The 16,746-nt window shown below is 61.6% G+C and carries 20 protein-coding genes; 8 read left to right on the plus strand and 12 right to left on the minus strand.

What is annotated here, in order from left to right; genetic code table 11:
* Positions 1–38 precede the first annotated feature (38 nt).
* Positions 39–959, plus strand: a complete 921-nt coding sequence (locus tag AB4P94_RS29640; RefSeq protein WP_395608616.1) for a LysR family transcriptional regulator — start codon at positions 39–41, stop codon at positions 957–959.
* 110 nt (positions 960–1,069) lie between these two features.
* On the opposite strand, the gene AB4P94_RS29645 is transcribed toward AB4P94_RS29640, so the two are convergent.
* From AB4P94_RS29645 to AB4P94_RS29655, 3 genes are read right to left on the minus strand one after another with little or no spacing between them, the layout of a single operon-like run.
* Positions 1,070–1,612, minus strand: a complete 543-nt coding sequence (locus tag AB4P94_RS29645; RefSeq protein ID WP_395608617.1) for a DUF2937 family protein — start codon at positions 1,610–1,612, stop codon at positions 1,070–1,072.
* 11 nt (positions 1,613–1,623) lie between these two features.
* On the minus strand, positions 1,624–2,400 hold the full coding sequence (locus tag AB4P94_RS29650) for a class II glutamine amidotransferase (RefSeq protein WP_395608618.1): 777 nt from the start codon (positions 2,398–2,400) through the stop codon (positions 1,624–1,626).
* 30 nt (positions 2,401–2,430) lie between these two features.
* The gene (locus AB4P94_RS29655) at positions 2,431–2,895 is read right to left on the minus strand and encodes an MFS transporter (RefSeq protein ID WP_395608619.1); all 465 of its coding nucleotides are present in this window, start codon (positions 2,893–2,895) and stop codon (positions 2,431–2,433) included.
* A 90-nt stretch (positions 2,896–2,985) separates the two neighbouring features.
* Here AB4P94_RS29655 and AB4P94_RS29660 point away from each other — a divergent pair, with 90 nt between their 5' ends.
* Positions 2,986–5,028, plus strand: a complete 2,043-nt coding sequence (locus AB4P94_RS29660; protein ID WP_395608620.1) for a S9 family peptidase — start codon at positions 2,986–2,988, stop codon at positions 5,026–5,028.
* A 69-nt stretch (positions 5,029–5,097) separates the two neighbouring features.
* Positions 5,098–5,571 (plus strand): cyclic nucleotide-binding domain-containing protein, encoded by a 474-nt coding sequence (locus AB4P94_RS29665; RefSeq protein ID WP_395608621.1) that lies wholly within the window; start codon positions 5,098–5,100, stop codon positions 5,569–5,571.
* On the opposite strand, the gene AB4P94_RS29670 is transcribed toward AB4P94_RS29665, so the two are convergent.
* Entirely contained in the window at positions 5,568–5,852 is a 285-nt protein-coding gene (locus AB4P94_RS29670; RefSeq protein WP_078741355.1) for a hypothetical protein, read from the minus strand. The genes AB4P94_RS29665 and AB4P94_RS29670 overlap by 4 nt on opposite strands.
* 78 nt (positions 5,853–5,930) lie before the next feature.
* Here AB4P94_RS29670 and AB4P94_RS29675 point away from each other — a divergent pair, with 78 nt between their 5' ends.
* Positions 5,931–6,617 (plus strand): spermidine synthase, encoded by a 687-nt coding sequence (locus AB4P94_RS29675; RefSeq protein ID WP_395608622.1) that lies wholly within the window; start codon positions 5,931–5,933, stop codon positions 6,615–6,617.
* Between the two features lie 148 nt (positions 6,618–6,765).
* Here AB4P94_RS29675 and AB4P94_RS29680 read toward each other — a convergent pair whose 3' ends face one another.
* Entirely contained in the window at positions 6,766–7,686 is a 921-nt protein-coding gene (locus tag AB4P94_RS29680; protein ID WP_395608623.1) for a ParB/Srx family N-terminal domain-containing protein, read from the minus strand.
* Between the two features lie 151 nt (positions 7,687–7,837).
* Here AB4P94_RS29680 and AB4P94_RS29685 point away from each other — a divergent pair, with 151 nt between their 5' ends.
* The 3 genes from AB4P94_RS29685 to AB4P94_RS29695 all read left to right on the plus strand — a co-directional run bounded on the left by AB4P94_RS29685 (position 7,838) and on the right by AB4P94_RS29695 (position 9,267).
* Positions 7,838–8,212 (plus strand): YajD family HNH nuclease, encoded by a 375-nt coding sequence (locus AB4P94_RS29685; RefSeq protein ID WP_017736286.1) that lies wholly within the window; start codon positions 7,838–7,840, stop codon positions 8,210–8,212.
* A 168-nt stretch (positions 8,213–8,380) separates the two neighbouring features.
* Positions 8,381–8,848 (plus strand): RNA methyltransferase, encoded by a 468-nt coding sequence (locus AB4P94_RS29690; RefSeq protein WP_016971385.1) that lies wholly within the window; start codon positions 8,381–8,383, stop codon positions 8,846–8,848.
* Between the two features lie 68 nt (positions 8,849–8,916).
* Positions 8,917–9,267 (plus strand): DUF2892 domain-containing protein, encoded by a 351-nt coding sequence (locus AB4P94_RS29695; protein WP_395608624.1) that lies wholly within the window; start codon positions 8,917–8,919, stop codon positions 9,265–9,267.
* 141 nt (positions 9,268–9,408) lie between these two features.
* Here AB4P94_RS29695 and AB4P94_RS29700 read toward each other — a convergent pair whose 3' ends face one another.
* Positions 9,409–10,629, minus strand: coding sequence for a hypothetical protein (locus AB4P94_RS29700; protein WP_395608625.1), 1,221 nt, complete (start codon positions 10,627–10,629; stop codon positions 9,409–9,411).
* 13 nt (positions 10,630–10,642) lie between these two features.
* Positions 10,643–11,092 carry a YcgN family cysteine cluster protein gene (locus AB4P94_RS29705; RefSeq protein WP_003172524.1) on the minus strand — a complete coding sequence of 150 codons (450 nt, stop codon included), beginning with the start codon at positions 11,090–11,092 and terminating at the stop codon, positions 10,643–10,645.
* A gap of 154 nt (positions 11,093–11,246) precedes the next feature.
* On the opposite strand from AB4P94_RS29705, the gene AB4P94_RS29710 reads away from it, so the two are divergent.
* The gene (locus AB4P94_RS29710) at positions 11,247–11,831 is read left to right on the plus strand and encodes a nitroreductase family protein (RefSeq protein ID WP_395608626.1); all 585 of its coding nucleotides are present in this window, start codon (positions 11,247–11,249) and stop codon (positions 11,829–11,831) included.
* Positions 11,832–11,955: 124 nt separating this feature from the next.
* On the opposite strand, the gene AB4P94_RS29715 is transcribed toward AB4P94_RS29710, so the two are convergent.
* The 5 genes from AB4P94_RS29715 to AB4P94_RS29735 form a co-directional block, all read right to left on the minus strand.
* Positions 11,956–12,888 carry a D-2-hydroxyacid dehydrogenase gene (locus AB4P94_RS29715; RefSeq protein WP_395608627.1) on the minus strand — a complete coding sequence of 311 codons (933 nt, stop codon included), beginning with the start codon at positions 12,886–12,888 and terminating at the stop codon, positions 11,956–11,958.
* Positions 12,889–12,996: 108 nt separating this feature from the next.
* Positions 12,997–13,290: a YcgL domain-containing protein gene (locus tag AB4P94_RS29720; protein WP_395608628.1), complete on the minus strand. Its 294-nt coding sequence runs from the start codon at positions 13,288–13,290 to the stop codon at positions 12,997–12,999.
* Entirely contained in the window at positions 13,287–14,420 is a 1,134-nt protein-coding gene (gene rnd / locus AB4P94_RS29725; RefSeq protein ID WP_395608629.1) for a ribonuclease D, read from the minus strand. The genes AB4P94_RS29720 and rnd overlap by 4 nt, the downstream gene beginning before the upstream one ends.
* A gap of 122 nt (positions 14,421–14,542) precedes the next feature.
* A complete protein-coding gene (locus AB4P94_RS29730) occupies positions 14,543–15,142 on the minus strand; it encodes a class I SAM-dependent methyltransferase (RefSeq protein WP_395608630.1) in 600 nt (199 codons plus the stop codon).
* Positions 15,143–15,280: 138 nt separating this feature from the next.
* Positions 15,281–16,651 carry a glutamine synthetase family protein gene (locus AB4P94_RS29735; RefSeq protein ID WP_395608631.1) on the minus strand — a complete coding sequence of 457 codons (1,371 nt, stop codon included), beginning with the start codon at positions 16,649–16,651 and terminating at the stop codon, positions 15,281–15,283.
* Positions 16,652–16,746 lie beyond the last annotated feature (95 nt).

Raw genomic sequence — 16,746 nt, forward strand, 5'->3', positions numbered from 1 at the left:
TAATAAAAACCGATCCATGCATAAGAAAAGTTGATCCCATGAATTTGAAGTTCCTCGAAACCTTCGTCTGGGTGGCCAAGCTCAAGAGCTTTCGCTTGACCGCCGAGAAGCTGTTCACCACGCAGGCGTCGATTTCCAGCCGCATCGCCGTGCTCGAAAGCGAGTTGGGCGTGAAGCTGTTTCTGCGCGACTCACGCGGCGTGAGCCTGACCCCGGAAGGCTTGAAGGTGCTCGATTATGCCGAGCAGATGATGGTGACCATGCAGGGTTTGAAGCAGTCCCTGGAAACCACCAGCAGCAAGGTCGGGCGCATCCGCATCGGCGCCATGGACACGGTCATCCACACTTGGCTGAGCTCCTTCGTGGCGGAACTGATGGACCATTTCCCGCTGGTGGAAATCGAATTGGTCGCCGATACCGCACTGAACCTCAGCGATCAACTGCAAAAAGGCTTTCTCGACCTGATCCTGCAAACCGACCTGCTGCGCCTCGAAACCGTACGCAGCCAGGAATTGTGCAGCCACCCCATGGCCTGGATCGTCGCCAGCCATTCGATCTACAACCGTGACTACGCCTCCCTCGCCGAGTTGGCCCAGGAGCGCATCATCACCTACTCGAAAAACTCCCATCCGCACCAGGACGTGCTGAGCCTGATGCAGGCCAACGGTGTGGCTGCGCCGCGGATGAACTGCGTGAATTCGGTGTCGGCGATCACCCGGTTGCTGCGCGATGGCTTCGGTATTGGTGCGTTGCCGCCGGTACTGGTCAGCGAGGAATTGGCGCGCGGGGAATTGGTGATGTTGCCGATGGCGCAGAAGCTGCCGAATCTGCAGGTGGTGGTGTCGTGGCGGGTGGGGGTGGAATTGGTGGAGGAGATTGTGGGGCTGTGCCAGAAGGTGGTGGCGCGGTATGCCGAAGAAGTCGGCCCAGAGCGGATGCTACTGGCAAAACCCGATTAAACCTGTGGGAGCTGGCTTGCTCGCGAAAGCGGTGGTTCAGTAAATACAACTGTGACTGGCACACCGCATTCGCGAGCAAGCCCGCTCCCACACTTTGATCTCTGTATGACTTAGAGGCCCTTCAAATCGCGCTCTTCGATGGGCCGGCTCTGACGCAAACGCTTGCCGCCCAGCACCACCCAGTCGATCAAGCGGAACAGGCATTCCAGCCCGAACGACAACAGCATCGCCCCGCCCAACCCCCAGCCCATGGCTTCAGGCGTCAGCAGAATCTGGTAGCTGTAACCGTTCCAGGTTTCCCGGCGGATGTCCGGGTCGGCCGCCACCGCCACTTGCAGCACGCGGATGTACCACGGGCCCTGCATGGCCTGGAATTGCTTGTCCAGCGCCACCTGGCGATCCAGCAAAGTGCCAAGGCTGTTGGCATCGCTGCGAAACACCGGGTCATCGCTGGCGCGGTAGTGCGCCACCAACGCCTGCAAATCACCGTTGAAGAACTGCTGCGCGGTGGCATCAAACCCGCGCAGGCCGGTCTGGGCCTCGATCAAATGGGCTTCGACGCGCTTGGCGTAATCGTTGATAAACCCCGGCACTTGCACACCGACCAACAGGCCAATGGCAAACAGCACCAACCGCAGATAACTGAGCAACATGGTCGATATCCTTACTCGGTGATGCCCTGGCTGACGCATTCGCCGCGTCGCCACAGGCTCCATTGGCCCGGTTCGTAGCGGGTCCAGTTTTCGTTGTCGGTCAACGGCTCGGTGGCGATCACCGTCACCACGTCATTGGGGGTGGTTTCGGCCTGAAAATCGACGATCACGTCGACATCTTTCAGCCGCGCCGGGCCAAACGGTGCGCGCCGGGTGATTTGCGCGAGCTTGGTCGAGCAATAGCAGAACAGCCAGTCGCCGTCACTAAGCATGCAGTTGAACACGCCTTTGCTGCGGTATTCGGCGCAGGCGGCGATCAAATCCGGCAGCACTTGCTCGATCTCCACCGGCTCCGGGAAGGCTTCACGCACGCGGTTAAGCAGGTCGCAGAACGCGGCTTCGCTGTCGGTATCGCCAACCGGGCGGTAGAAGGTCGCGCGGGGGTTGAAGTCGGCCAACTGGCCGTTGTGGGCGAAACACCAATTGCGCCCCCACAGCTCGCGCACGAACGGGTGGGTGTTGGCCAGGCTGACCTTGCCCACATTGGCCTGGCGGATATGGCCGATCACCACTTCGCTTTTAATAGGGTAACGCTGTACCAGCAACGCGACTTCCGACTCGCTGCTGGCCGCCGGGTCCTGGAACAGGCGCAGGCCACGGCCCTCGTAAAACGCGATGCCCCAACCGTCGCGGTGGGGACCGGTACGCCCGCCCCGCTGCATCAGCCCGGTAAAGCTGAACACGATATCGGTGGGGACGTTGGCACTCATGCCCAATAATTCACACATGCCAGGGCTCTCGCTGCAGGGCGTACAACGTTAAAGGCGCGGTTCGACCCGCCGGCCACTGACCGGTGCCGGGCGACGCAAAGGCTCGTCGTCCTCCACCGGCTCGGCGGCCAAGGCCGCGTCGTTTGCGGCCTTGCGCTCGCGACGGGCGTTGGCGGCGCGCTCGATGGGCCAGCGGATCAACACGAACACGACATACACGGCGAGCGCGATCATCGTGTACATGAACAAATCAGAGATGGCCCGCCAGGCGTTATTGCCCACATGCAGCACCAGGTCCAGCGCCGTGATCGCCACGGCCGGTGCGAACTGCGTCTTGACCGGGTCGACGATGGTCGGGCTGAACAACAGCACCGCCATCAACAACTGCAGCGGCTCGCGCAGCCAGCGCCAGATCCAGCGGGTCATGCGCCACCATACCAACAGGCAGCCCAAAGCGGCGAAGGCGTAAAGGCCCCAAGCGATCAGATAGTCGTTCTCGGTCATGGTGTCCATGGCAAGGCTGGCAAAGAGGCGGCTATGATAACGGCTTTTGCGTGTCGCGGCTGCAATGCCTGCGGCAAACCGCCAGACAGAGAGGGATCCATGCCTACATCGACCGCTCCGATTGCCCACAAGGCCCCAGGCCAGGATCCGTACGCTTGGCTGCAAGAACGTGATAGCAGCGAGGTGCTGGATTACCTCAAGGCGGAAAACGCCTGGCAGGAAGCGCAACTCGCCGATCAGCAGGCGCTGCGTGAGACCCTGTTCGAGGAAATCAAAGGCCGCATCCTCGAAACCGACCTGTCCCTGCCCTCACCGTGGGGCCCGTACCTGTATTACACACGTACCACTGCCGGTGACGAATACGCCCGCCACTACCGCTGCCGCCGCCCGGCGGATGACAGCCATGCCGTGGACGAAAGCAGTGAAGAACTGCTGCTGGACCCGAACGTGCTGGCCAATGGCGGGTTTTTCTCCCTCGGCGCGTTCAGCATCAGCCCCGACCACCAGCGCCTGGCCTACAGCCTCGACACCAGCGGTGATGAGATCTACACCCTGTACGTGAAGGAATTGGCCACCGGTAAGGTCAGCGAACTGGAATTCGAGGACTGCGACGGCAGCATGACCTGGGCCAATGACAGCCTGACCCTGTTCTTTGGTGAGCTGGACGATACCCATCGCCCGCACAAGCTTTATCGCTATCGCCTCGACGGCACAGCGGCGCAGGAAGTGTTCCACGAACCCGACGGCCGGTTCTTTCTGCATTGCTACCGTTCCAGCTCCGAGCGCCAGTTGCTGCTGGCGTTGGGCAGCAAGACCACTAGCGAAATCTGGGCGCTGGACGCCGACCAGCCGCAGTTGGACTTCACCTGCCTGGCGCCACGGGTCGAGGACCACGAATACGATGTGGACCACGGCGCGCTCAACGGCGAATGGACCTGGTTTATCCGCAGCAACCGCGACGGCATCAACTACGCACTGTTCGTTGCGCCAGACACCGGCAGCGTGCCGACCGAAGATCAGTGGCAGAACCTGATTCCCCACAGCGACGAGGTGATGCTCGACGGCGTGAGCCTCAACGTCGGCGCCATGACCCTGAGCCTGCGCATCGGTGGCCTGCCGGTGATTGAAGTGCACCCGCAGGATGTACCGGCTTATCGTGTTGAATTGCCTGACGCTGCCTACAGCCTCTACGTACAGAACAGCCTGGAATTTGCGAGCGACAAGATTCGCCTGCGCTACGAAGCCCTGAACCGTCCGGCCCAGGTGCGCCAGCTTGAGCTGGCGACAGGCGCGCAGGCCGTACTCAAGGAAACCCCGGTACTCGGCGTGTTCAATGCCGACGACTACGTGAGCCAGCGCCTGTGGGCCACTTCCGCCGACGGCACCCAGGTGCCGATCAGCCTCGTGGTCAAGCGCGACCAACTCGGCAAACCGACGCCGCTGTACCTCTACGGCTACGGCGCTTACGGCCACAGCCTCGACCCGTGGTTCTCCCACGCGCGCCTGAGCCTGCTGGACCGGGGCGTGGCATTTGCCATCGCCCATGTGCGCGGCGGCGGCGAACTGGGCGAAGCCTGGTACCGCAACGGCAAACAGGAACACAAGCAGAACACCTTCAGCGACTTTATCGCCTGCGCCGAACACTTGATCGCCGAGGGCCTGACCACTTCCAAACAACTGGCGATCAGCGGCGGAAGCGCCGGTGGCCTGTTGATCGGCGCCGTGCTCAACCAGCGCCCGGAGCTGTTCCAGGCGGCGATTGCCGAGGTGCCGTTTGTCGACGTGCTCAACACCATGCTCGACCCGGAACTGCCGCTGACCATCACCGAGTACGACGAGTGGGGCAACCCCGAAGAGCCCGAGGTGTATGAGCGCATCAAGGCCTACGCGCCGTATGAAAACGTCAGCGCCCAGGCCTACCCGAACCTGCTGGTGATCGCCGGCTACAACGACAGCCGCGTGCAGTATTGGGAAGCAGCCAAGTGGGTGGCCAAATTGCGTGACACCAAAACCGACGACAACCTGCTGTTGCTCAAGACCGAACTTGGCGCCGGCCATGGCGGAATGAGCGGTCGTTACCAGGGATTACGTGACGTAGCACTCGAATATGGATTTGTGTTCAAGGCGCTCGGCCTGATTTAGGAACTAAGTGCGGCGGTTTTGTCTGAACACAGAACCGCCCTACTGGATTGACGGACCAAGATTGCAGCCATGCCATTACCAACCCTGATGAACAACGAAATCCGCGACATGCTCATGGATTGCGGCCTGTTCGACCCCCTGTTGCCGGAAGACTTTCACGTCGCCGCCGGCTACTTCAATATCAGCAGCATTGCCCGCGATGAGGTGATTTTCCTTGAGGGCGATGCGGGTACTTTCATGTGCATCATCCACAGCGGCCAGGTGGCGGTGCAAAAAACCAACCATGCAGGCCAGCGCCTGACCATCGCCACCCTGCGCAGTGGCCGGGCATTCGGCGAAATGGCGGTGCTTGATGGCGAGCGGCGCTCAGCCAGTTGTGTGGCGGCCAGTGACTGCGTGCTGTTGAACCTGGGCAAGGATTCCCTGGAAAAAATGCTCAACGAAGCACCGCGGGTGGCGGCCAAGATCATCCGCGCCATCGCGATTGCCCTGTCCAAACGCCTGCGCATGGCCGACGGGCAACTGCTATCCCAACAGTTTTAACCGCCCGGGGTTTTCGGTTTGCTGTCGTTTTGCAACAGGCCGGGCACCGTTTGATCCTTCGGCGGTGTTGGCAACACGATCGGCACCAGCGCCGGTGAGCCGTTGGCCGTGGCCTTGGGTGCGACGGGCGGGGTGACTTGCGGGTACAACGTCGGCGTCGGCGTGCCCGGCGCGCCGGGGGTTGGCGCGGGTGCGACCGGCACGGTTTGCACCTCTTGAGCCTGCGCCGTACCCAATGCGAGCGCGCCGAGCACAATGACCGTTAGAATGCTGCACTTCATCGATGGCTCCATGGCCTGACCGGAATGTCGTAAGGCTACTCCCAACCGCGCAAGAATGCCCTTCCCAATGAGATTTCCATGAAACGTTTCGTTCTGCTGGACACCACCCCGATCCCCGACAACGGCGGTGCCCTGTGCCTGTTCGAATACGGTGAGGATTTTGTCATCAAGATTCAGGGCGGCGACGGCGGCCAGTTGATGAACACGCGCATGCACGGTTCCGAAGACGCGCTGGCCGAAATCCCCTGCCGCAAGGTTGCCGGGCGCCCGAACTCGCGGGTGTTGATCGGCGGGCTGGGCATGGGCTTTACCCTGGCCTCGGCGCTCAAGCATTTGGGCAAGGCGGCCGAAGTGGTCGTCGCCGAACTGGTGCCAGGCGTTGTGGAGTGGAACCGTGGGCCGCTGGGGGAAAAGTCCGGCCGCCCATTGCTGGACCCACGCACAGTGATCCGCATGGAAGACGTGGCCAAAGTGCTGCAGGCCGAGCCCCAGGGCTTTGACGCGATCATGCTCGACGTCGACAACGGCCCCGAAGGCCTGACGCAAAAAGCCAACAGTTGGCTGTATTCTGCTGGAGGCCTGGCCGCGTGCGCCAAGGCGCTGCGCCCGAAAGGCGTGTTGGCCGTGTGGTCGGCCAGCGCCGACAAACTGTTCAGCGACAAACTGCGCAAGGCCGGTTTCAAGGCCGAAGAAGTGCAGGTGTTTGCCCATGGCAACAAAGGCACCCGGCACACCATCTGGATTGCAGAGAAGCTCAAAGGCTGAACATGACTTCCAAAACAACATAGATCCAAATGTGGGAGCGGGCTTGCTCGCGAATGCGGTGGATCAGTCAATGATGTAGTGACTGATCCACCGCATTCGCGAGCAAGTCGAATCGTCGCACCGCCGCTCCCACAGTTTTTGTACTGCGTCAGTGTTGAGTTTTGCGGTAATCAATCACATACGGCACTTTTTTGTCGAAGGTCTTATCCAACTCGCCCTGGTCGAGTTTGGTCATACCGCCCAACTGATGAGCAGTAAAACCGCTGTCGCCCACCTGGTTACCCGGCGCCAGGCTGACCATCCGCTTGGCCACCGCCTCAATGGCATCCTTGTAACCGCCTTTCTTGTTCAGGTTGAACGCACTCAGGTCAATCTGGCTGCGCAGCCAGTTACCCCAGTAAAACTCGAGGAATTCCGGCGCAATCTCGCCGTCGTCCGGCTTGCCGTAGGCGGCTTTGCGCGTGAAGTACACCAGGCTGCGGAAGGTGTCGTCCTGCAGGTTCTTGAAGCCCAGGTGCGCCGGCAACTGCTCGGGTGGCAGGGTCTGGCCCTTGTTGTCCTTGAGCCAGACTTTGCGCGCCGCCTCCATGCGCTGCCAAAAGGTCGCCATGTTCGGGCTGTTGCTGAAATCGTCGGTGACTTTGACCCACATCTTCAGTTGGGAGCCACCACCGGGCACTTCCCACAAGGTGGTGAAACTGTGGTGACCGTCGGTCAGGTACAGCTGGCCACCGGGGCCGACCACCACGGTTTTCATGTCATCGGGATGGGTGCCTACCGGGTCCTTGCAGGTGAAGCTGGACGGTTGGTGCAGGTCAGCCTTTTTCGGCACGTTGTCGGCGGTGCCCTGGCCGTTGGTCTCGCAGTATTCGTCGAAGACTTTGGCGGGTTTGTCGGCGAACAGCCCGAGGCTGTAGTAGATCTGGTCAAAGCCCACCACGGCCTGGGTCGGATGCAGCTGTTCGAGGGCCACCTCGATCACCTGCCCCGGCTTGGGCGTGGAGAACGCCTGGGCCTGGGCCGTCAGAAGGCTCAGTAAAAGTGCCGCTGTCCATGTGTGCAAACGCATAGGTTTCAGATCCTTGTGAATGGAATGAGCCGATACTACAAACGAATGCCAAGGCCAGGCTGTACCGCAGCTGAAAAAGCCAGCGGTCATTTGCAGCGCGAGCGGCTAGAATCAACCCTATCCGTGAACCCCAAAATAGCCAGGAGCCATGATGAGCTCGACCAACCCGCCCTCCCACACCGCCAAGCTGGACCGCATCCTCGCCGACGCCCAGCGTGACCGGGAAATGGGCTACCGCGACAAAGCCCTGAAAATGTACCCCCACGTGTGCGGCCGCTGCACACGCGAGTTTTCCGGCAAACGCTTGAGTGAACTGACGGTACATCACCGTAACCATAATCATGATGACAACCCGCAGGATGGCTCGAATTGGGAGTTGTTGTGCTTGTATTGCCACGACAATGAGCACTCGCGGTATACCGACCAGCAATACTTTAGCGAAGGCTCCACCAGCAGCCCGACGATTGCCAAAGCCACGCACAACCCGTTTGCGGCGTTGGCCGGCCTGATGAAGAAAGACGACTGAAAGTTTTTGTCGTTCTTATTGGCCTCATCGCAGGCAAGCCAGCTCCCACATTTTGATGTGTGAATACCTCAAATGTGGGAGCTGGCTTGCCTGCGATGGCGATCCCCCAAACACTGCATGACTTGCAGGCCGTATAATCGCCGCTTTTCCTCCAAGGCACCCTTCCCCGTGGGCAATAAACGCTACAGCTGCATCGGTCTGTATAACCCCAAATCCCCCGAAAACGTCGGCTCGGTGATGCGCGCCGCCGGCTGCTACGGCGTGGCCTCGGTGTTCTACACCGGCGTGCGTTACGAGCGCGCGCGGGATTTCGTCACCGACACCAAGAAAGTCCACCACGATATTCCGCTGATCGGCATTGATGACCTGAAGAAAATCCTGCCGCTGGGCTGCATCCCGGTCGCCGTGGAACTGGTGGAAGGCGCCCGCCCGTTGCCCGAATACACCCACCCCGACCGCGCGCTGTACATCTTCGGCCCGGAAGATGGCTCGCTGGATAAAGAGATTCGCGACTGGTGTGAAGACGTGGTGTATATCCCGACCACCGGCTGCATGAACCTGGCGGCCACCGTCAACGTGGTGTTGTACGACCGCCTGGCCAAGGGCAACAACACCCGTTCGGGCCCAAAGTACTGATTGTTCGGGAACATCCGGCGCTTGCTGGCAGTCAGCTACATATCACTAGTCCATGTTGGAGACAGATCATGAGCGACAGCAAAATCCTGCGACCTATCATCGAACACGACCCGCGCGAACCTCAGCCCACCCAGAACGTGCACGGCTGGGAGCGTATCGGCTCGGTGGCCGGCGGCGTGATGATGGTCGGCAAAGGCCTGCGCCGTGGCGGGATTTTCGGGTTGATCCAGGTGGCGATCGGCGGCGTGGCACTGGCCCGTGGTTTTACCGGCCACAGCTCGCTCAAGGACAAGCTGGAACAGGGCCGCCAGGAAATGAACAGCGTGCGCACGAAGATTGAGCGCGCGGGGGCGGAGCTGAAGAACTTGAAGACCAAGGCGGAAGTGGCGGCTGAGAAAGCGACCAAAACTACAGCCTGACTCCCCTCTCCAGAATATTGGAGATCCAAGTGTGGGAGCTGGCTTGCCTGCGATGCTGGCAACTCGGTGGGTCTGTTGGACCGAGGTGATGCTATCGCAGGCAAGCCAGCTCCCACATTTTGTTTGGTGTATGGCTTGAGGTCAGTGCAGCAGCTTGTTATCCAGCACCACTGAAGACTCGCCGATGATGCTTTCGGCCAACTGCACAAACTCCGACGTGGTGATGCTGTTCGCCCGCATCACCGCCTGCGCCAAATCATCAAGAGACCGCTTGTTGTGGGTTTTCACACGGATCTCGCGGTCCAGCTCCTGCAACAACAACACGGCCTGCGCCACAGTGGCCGGGCTGACGTGTTCGCCGCGCAATGTGGTGACACCCTTGCCCTCCTTGCCAAGCCGCGTCTGAATCGCTGCATACCGCTCATCGGTGATGCCGCCGGCCCGTCGCACCAGTTCAATGGCGTAATACTCGCCCAGCCCCTCGCTGATCCAGTCACTGCTCTCGTGGTCGTTGAAACGGCCAATGGCCTGCACCACTTCGCGGATCAACGGGCTGCTGCCGTTTTCGCTGACCAGTGGCGTGCGGCTGTTGAGGTAGATCGAATCGCGGGACGAAAACACGCCACGGCGCATCGGGTCACTGGCGCCCACCACCAGCAGTTTCGCCGGGTGGCGCGGGAATGCCGCCTCGATTTGCGGCCAGACGAAGGTCAGCAACGTCAGCACATCCATGCGGCGCATCGCCTGGCCTTTGGGCGAGGCCACGGTGACTTCGGTCTCGCCCAGGCGCACGCGACGGCTGCCGAGGTTGCCGGCGAGCATCCAGCCGGTAGGCCGGTCGAACAGCCGGGAAACGTTGTCGATACGGAACTTGTTCTTGCCGATGCGCGGCCAGGCGGTTTCGACGCTTTTCCAGCCGGCGGGCAACTCGAACACCAACCGCGAAACCAGCTCGACGCCGTCCTGCTGGTCGAGCCGTGCGGCTGGAACCAGGTCTTCGCCGCGAAACAGCGCCCAGTTCGGCGTCATCCGTGCTTCATAGATGCCCGGTTTGCGCGCGTGGGTCAGGCGAACGCGGTAGGTCAGGCTGGCCTGATCGGCGCCCGGTTGCCACAGGCCACGGCTGCCGGTGACTTTCCACTGGCCGTCGGCCTTGAAATCGCTGTAGTCACCGGCACGCCCCAGGTCGAAGTCCAGGCTGCGTACCGCAGAACCGTGGGACAGGCTCACGCGCACTTCAGCCTGCTCGGTTTGCGGCAGCAACTTGACGTGATAATCCAGGTCGACTTTCTTCGCACACCAACCGGGCCCGCTGAACGCCAACAACATCAGGCTCGCGGCCAGCTTGACTCCCACCCTCATGCCCATTCCTTTTTCAGCCCGCGCGGAAGATCAGGTAATCCTCCCAGTCGTCTTCGGGCACGCTGCCTTCGCTGAGCATGCGCCCGGACTGGGAAATGCGTTCGTGGTGCACGGCGTCGCGGTCGCCGCAGACCAGGTGGTGCCACAACGGCAGGTCTTTGCGCTCGCTGACCAGGCGGTAGCCGCAGGTCGGCGGCAGCCATTTGAACTGGTCGGCCTGGCCCGGGGTGAGCTGGATGCAATCGGGCACCGACGCGCGACGGTTGGGGTAGTCGGTGCACTGGCAGGTTTTCAGGTCCAGCAGTTTGCAGGCGATGCGCGTGTAATAGACGCTGTTGTCGTCTTCATCCTCGAGCTTTTGCAGGCAGCACAGGCCGCAGCCGTCGCACAACGACTCCCACTCCTCCTGATCGAGGTGTTCGAGGGTTTTGCGTATCCAGAAAGGTTCGACTTTGGCGGCCATGGCTCTACATCAGTATCGGTCGGTGAAAAGGCCGCCAGTCTAGTGCCACAGGCCCGTGGGGCCAAGCGCTTACGACCTGCGGTGTAACAACACTTGTCAGTCTAGCGGCCGCGCAGTAGCTTTGAACGCCGAATTGACGATCAGGAACTGCTCCATGACACGTGTTGCCGACTATCCGATCCACACCCAGTTCACTGAACGCTGGTCGCCTCGTGCCTTCACCGGCGAGAGCATTTCGAAGGACACCCTGCTGAGTTTCTTTGAAGCCGCGCGCTGGGCGCCGTCTGCCTACAACTCGCAACCATGGCGTTTTCTCTACGCGCGCCGTGACACGCCGGACTGGGAGCGCTTCCTGGGCCTGCTGAATGAATTCAATCGCAACTGGGCGCAACACGCCTCGGCGCTGGTGATCATCGCCTCGAAAACCGACTTCACCGCCCCTGGCGCCACTGAAGAAACCCCGGCGCTGTGGCACACCTTCGACACCGGCTCGGCCTGGGGCCACCTGGCATTGCAAGCCAGCCTCAGCGGCTGGCACACCCACGGCATGGCCGGCTTTGATCAAGAGCTGACCCGCAAGGAGCTGAAGATTCCAGAAGGCTATGCACTGCACGCGGCCGTGGCCGTGGGCAAACTGGGTGACAAATCGAGCCTGCCGGAATACCTGCAGGGCCGTGAAGCGCCGAGCCCGCGCAAGCCGTTGAGCGAGCTGGTTTCCGAGGGTGATTTCAGCCTGTAAGGCTTACACAGATCCCATGTGGGAGCGGGCTTGCCCGCGATTGCGGTGTGTCAGCCACTGATTTATTGACTGACATAAGGCTATCGCGGGCAAGCCCGCTCCCACATTTTGATTTGCGGTGGTGTCAGTATCCGCGCTCGAAACTCACTTCCCCGCGCAACGCTTCCTTGGCCTGATACGCCCGCAGGTTCTGCACAAACAACGCCACCATCATCGACGGCGAGGTCGGCGCCGAGCTGTGCCCGGTCAGCAGCAAGCCCCAGGCGGTCCAGAACGGATGGCGCTGCGGCAACGGTTCCTGGCGGCACACATCGATCACCGCGCCAGCCAGGTGCCCTTCTTTCAAAGCCTCGACCAGATCGGCATCCACCACCGCCACACCGCGCCCGACGTTAATGAACAGCCCGGTCGGCTTGAATTGCTTGAACAGCGCTGCGTCGTACAGATCGTGGGTCTCGGGCGTGTTGGGCAGCAGGTTGATCACGTAATCCACCTCGCCCACCAGGCGGCCCAGTTGGTCCAGCCCGGCGACTTCGATAAACGGCGCCTGCTCACGCGCAGTGCTGGCAATGCCGTACAGCGTCACGCCAAACGGCAGCAGGAAATCCGCGACACTCTGGCCAATATCACCGGTGCCCACGATCAACGCCTTGCGCCCCGCCAGGCTCTGGCCCATGCGGTTGTCCCACTTGCGCTCGACCTGGCTGACCAGCCGCGCCAGCACTTCGCGCTCGTGGCCGAGCATGTAGGTGAGGACAAACTCGGCCATGACCTGGCCAAAAATGCCGACCGCACGGGTCAGGCGATAGTCGCGGGGCAAGCCTTCGGCGAGTAGCGGTGTGATGCCCGCCCAGGTCGATTGCAGCCATTGCGGCGTGTGGCCCTGGCGTAACAAAGTGGCAAGCAGGTCCGGCTGGCCGAGCCAGATCGGGCAGTCAGCGGCCAGGCGCGACAGCTCGGCCGAGTCGCCGCTGGTCAATACTTCCAGGTCCGGCGCCGCTTCGCTCAGGAGTTGGGCGTAGAGCGGGTGATCCTGTTCAGCAATCAGAACACGCATGGTTCAAACCTTTCAAAAACAATGCAGACGGCCGCCCGCTTCCTTACGGCCACCGCCAAACGAATACGTTTTCCTGGATGAAAGTGCCCGGGACAGAGCACCCACCGATCACATCGGGTCGTTGCGGCGCAGCAGCTCTTCGGGCAAGTGCTCGATGTACTCGTCCTCGGCCGGCGGCATTTGCAGGTGGTAGCCCTGCTTGTCGAGGTTTTCCAATACCACGGTGATGTCTTCGCGCGACAGTTTGCGCTCCGGGGTCAACACCATGTCGAACGCGTGGTGGGCTTTGCCGAACGCGATCATCAGCGGTTCCGGCACGCGCTCCAGGGCATCGCTTTTGAGCACATAAAGGTACATGCCGTCTTTTTTCAAGCTGCGATAAATGGAGCAAATACGTTTCAAGGCTGTTCTCCGGCAGTGGCCAGGCTGTCGAGCAGCGCTTGGCCCATCAACTCGCGGCGCCAGCCACGCAGCGAGTCTGGCAATTGGTAAGGCCCATCGGGGTAGCCACTTTTGACCAGGGCTTCGAGGGTTTTCTTGCGCAGCATCAGTTCCGGCGCCATGTTCAGGCGTTCGGCTTCGGTTTGGCCATAGGCACGCAGTTGCTTGATCAGCGTGGCGGCGTCAACCGGCAGCGGCTCGGCAACGGCAGGCGGCCATTGGTCCATGGGCACGCTGCCAGCACGTTTGATCAGGTCCAGCAGAAACTGGCCGTCCTGACGCACGGTGCGCGGGTGCATGTCTTCGATTTTGCCCAGGGCGGCGAGGTTATCCGGCTGGGATTTGGCCAATGGCCACAACGAGTGTTCACGAATGATGCGGTTGCGCGGCAAGTCACGGGCCCGGGCTTGCTGCTCGCGCCAGGCGCACAGTTCGCGCAGCACGGCAAGTTGGGCGCGCGAGAGCTTCCACGCCAGCTTGGCGTCGCGGTACACCTCGTACGGGTCCACTTCGCGGCGCAGGTTGGCGACCAACTCGGCGCCGTCTTCCAGCACCCAGGCGTATTTGTCGTCCGACAATTGCGGGCGCAGGCGGGTGTAGACCTCGGCCAGATGCACCGCATCTTCGGCGGCGTAGCTCACCTGGGTTTCGGACAGTGGCCGCTGCAGCCAGTCCGAGCGGGTTTCACCCTTGGGCAACTCGATATCGAGCACGGCTTGCACCAGGCGCGAATAGCCCATGGAGAAACCGAGGTTCAGGTAAGCCGCCGCCAATTGGGTGTCAAACAGCGGCACCGGCAGGCTGCCGGTCAGGCGCAACAGCACTTCGAGGTCTTCGCTGCAGGCGTGCACCACCTTGATCACTGCCGGGTTCTCCAGCAAGGCGGCCAAGGGTTGCCAGTTGTCGATGGTCAGGGGGTCGATCAGGTAAGCGCGTTTGCCATCGCCGATCTGGATCAGCCCGGCAATGGGATAAAAGGTGTCGACCCGCATGAATTCGGTGTCGAGGGCGACGAATGGCAACTGCTGCCATTCGGCGCAATGCTGGCCGAGGCTATCGTTGTCGCAGATCCAGTGAATATCGATGGCCACACGGCTCTCCCTTGAAGAATGGCGCGCAGTATATATCGCGAAAGGGAGTTGCGAGCATCCGCAGTGCACACGCCTTCATGAAAACTCCGACAAGAGTTGAAGAATAGTCCGACGAGCGGGACTTATCCTCTCTTACGCAAAACGTAGACGCGCCACAGCTTGGAACCCGGCAGGAATTCCTGCTGGTTCAAGACCTTGAAGCCCGCCTCGCGGAACTCGCTTTCCATGGGTGTGCTGGAGTTGACCGAGACAATCACCGTGTCACGGCTGACCCGGTGAAACTCGCGCAACAGCATCAGACGCACGTCAGTGGCGGGCACATGGCGAAACAGTTCCAGGCAAAAAATGCAGTCCACTGCATTCGCGGACAACCCGATGGAAAACGCCGAGCCCTGGAAGGTTTTGACGCGTTTGAGCAATGAAGCCGGGTGATGGGTCAGCGCGTGGTCGAGCATTGCCTGGGAATTATCCGAGGCCAGGATCACCCGGTTGACGTGTTCGGCCAACACCGGCCAGAAGCGCCCCGAGCCGCAGGCCAGGTCGAGGATCAGCCCCGGCTCGCCTGCCACTTTCAGCGCCTGGCGCACCAACCGTTCATCGCGCCAGGCACCCAGGCGCTTGAGCAGCGCCGGCGGGCGCGCGTCACCGCAGACCCGGGCATGCTCACGGCCGCAGTGCTCGGCGAATTCAATCTCGATAGAGGATGGAGGTTGTGACGACATCACGGGCTCATGTGAGTGGAACGGTAGTGAACGACCTTGATCCGCAGGTTAACCCGTGCAACGTGAAAAAAAAGTCGAAAGCCTTCCAGCCTGCCAATTCTCACCACAACAAGCCCACTCACCACAACAGCGCGGGGTTCACGCCTGGTGCAGGTACCACCGCCAATCCTGCTCACCGACTTCGCCCATGAACTGGCGGTATTCAGCGCGCTTCACCGCCAGGTACACGCCCAGGAACTCGCTGCCAAACGCATCCCGCGCCCAGCTTGAGCCTTCGAGGGCGCGCAGGGTGGTGAGCCAATCGGTGGGCAACAATTCCTTGGCCTGGGCGTAACCGTTGCCTTCTACCGGGGCGCCGGGGTCGCGCCTTTCGCGAATACCGCTGTGGATGCCCGCCAGGATGGCTGCAGCGGCCAGATAAGGGTTGGCATCAGCGCCGCAGATCCGGTGTTCGATATGCCGCGAATTCGCCGGGCCACCGGGCACGCGCAGGCTGACGGTGCGGTTGTCCACCCCCCAGGTCGCCGCCAACGGCGCGTAGCTGTTGCTCTGAAAGCGGCGATAGGAGTTGGCGTTGGGGCAGAACATCAGCAACGCATCGAGCAAGGTGCTGAGCATGCCGCCCACCGCCTGGCGCAGCAGTGGTGTGCCATCGGCGGCCTCGCTGGCGAACAGGTTGTTGCCCTGGGCGTCGGCCAAACTGACGTGCATGTGCATGCCGGTGCCGGCCAGGTCGTCGAAGGGTTTGGCCATAAAGCAGGCGGTCATGCCGTGCTTGTGGGCCACGCCCTTGACCAGGCGTTTGTAGCGCACCGCTTCATCCATGGCTTGCAGCGCGTCGGCACGGTGTTCCAAGGTGATTTCCACCTGGCCCGGGGCGTATTCGGAAATCGCCGTACGCGCCGGGATGCCTTGCAGTTTGCACGCGCTGTAAAGGTCGGCAAGGAACGGCTCGATTTGCTCCAGCTCACGCAGGCCGTAGACCTGAGTCGAGCGCGGACGGTTGCCGTCCACGTCCCGCGCCGGTTGTGGGCGGCCGTTGCTGTCGGGTTTCTGGTCGAGCAGGTAGAACTCCAGCTCGGCCGCCATCACCGGGTAATAACCATCAGCCTTGAGCCCGTCGATGACCTTTTCCAGCAAATGCCGGGGGTCGGCCACGGTGGCCGGCAAGCCTTCGGTGGGGTGCATGCTGACCTGCACCGCCGCCGTAGGGATCAGCCGCCATGGCATGCGCTGCAAACTGCCGCTGACCGGGTAGGCGCGGCAGTCGATATCACCGACCTCCCAGACCAGGCCGGAGTTTTCCACATCGTCGCCATTGATCGTCAGGCCAAGAATGGTGCTGGGCAATGGCCGGCCACTTTCGTACACCGCCAGCAGCTCGTCGCGGTGCAGCAACTTGCCGCGGGGTACGCCATTGTTGTCGAGGATAAACAGCTCGAACATCTCGATGTCCGGGTTCTGCTCAAGGAAAGATTGGGCTTCGTGCAGGCTCGCGAAAACACTCATGGCAGTTCTCATACGGTTGCGTCAGGCAGGCGCACAGGCGCCGCCAGGCAGATGCGCGCAGGTGCGCGTCATCCATGGGGCAGATCAACGTGGGA

Source organism: Pseudomonas sp. B22129 (assembly GCF_044218875.1).
Classification (GTDB): domain Bacteria; phylum Pseudomonadota; class Gammaproteobacteria; order Pseudomonadales; family Pseudomonadaceae; genus Aquipseudomonas.

Coding starts and splice junctions, on each gene's coding strand:
- AB4P94_RS29640 (WP_395608616.1), top strand. CDS start 39: ATGAATTTGAAGTTCCTCGAAACCTTCGTCTGGGTGGCCAAGCTCAAG.
- AB4P94_RS29645 (WP_395608617.1), bottom strand. CDS start 1,612: ATGTTGCTCAGTTATCTGCGGTTGGTGCTGTTTGCCATTGGCCTGTTG.
- AB4P94_RS29650 (WP_395608618.1), bottom strand. CDS start 2,400: ATGTGTGAATTATTGGGCATGAGTGCCAACGTCCCCACCGATATCGTG.
- AB4P94_RS29655 (WP_395608619.1), bottom strand. CDS start 2,895: ATGGACACCATGACCGAGAACGACTATCTGATCGCTTGGGGCCTTTAC.
- AB4P94_RS29660 (WP_395608620.1), top strand. CDS start 2,986: ATGCCTACATCGACCGCTCCGATTGCCCACAAGGCCCCAGGCCAGGAT.
- AB4P94_RS29665 (WP_395608621.1), top strand. CDS start 5,098: ATGCCATTACCAACCCTGATGAACAACGAAATCCGCGACATGCTCATG.
- AB4P94_RS29670 (WP_078741355.1), bottom strand. CDS start 5,852: ATGAAGTGCAGCATTCTAACGGTCATTGTGCTCGGCGCGCTCGCATTG.
- AB4P94_RS29675 (WP_395608622.1), top strand. CDS start 5,931: ATGAAACGTTTCGTTCTGCTGGACACCACCCCGATCCCCGACAACGGC.
- AB4P94_RS29680 (WP_395608623.1), bottom strand. CDS start 7,686: ATGCGTTTGCACACATGGACAGCGGCACTTTTACTGAGCCTTCTGACG.
- AB4P94_RS29685 (WP_017736286.1), top strand. CDS start 7,838: ATGAGCTCGACCAACCCGCCCTCCCACACCGCCAAGCTGGACCGCATC.
- AB4P94_RS29695 (WP_395608624.1), top strand. CDS start 8,917: ATGAGCGACAGCAAAATCCTGCGACCTATCATCGAACACGACCCGCGC.
- AB4P94_RS29700 (WP_395608625.1), bottom strand. CDS start 10,629: ATGAGGGTGGGAGTCAAGCTGGCCGCGAGCCTGATGTTGTTGGCGTTC.
- AB4P94_RS29705 (WP_003172524.1), bottom strand. CDS start 11,092: ATGGCCGCCAAAGTCGAACCTTTCTGGATACGCAAAACCCTCGAACAC.
- AB4P94_RS29710 (WP_395608626.1), top strand. CDS start 11,247: ATGACACGTGTTGCCGACTATCCGATCCACACCCAGTTCACTGAACGC.
- AB4P94_RS29715 (WP_395608627.1), bottom strand. CDS start 12,888: ATGCGTGTTCTGATTGCTGAACAGGATCACCCGCTCTACGCCCAACTC.
- AB4P94_RS29730 (WP_395608630.1), bottom strand. CDS start 15,142: ATGTCGTCACAACCTCCATCCTCTATCGAGATTGAATTCGCCGAGCAC.
- AB4P94_RS29735 (WP_395608631.1), bottom strand. CDS start 16,651: ATGAGTGTTTTCGCGAGCCTGCACGAAGCCCAATCTTTCCTTGAGCAG.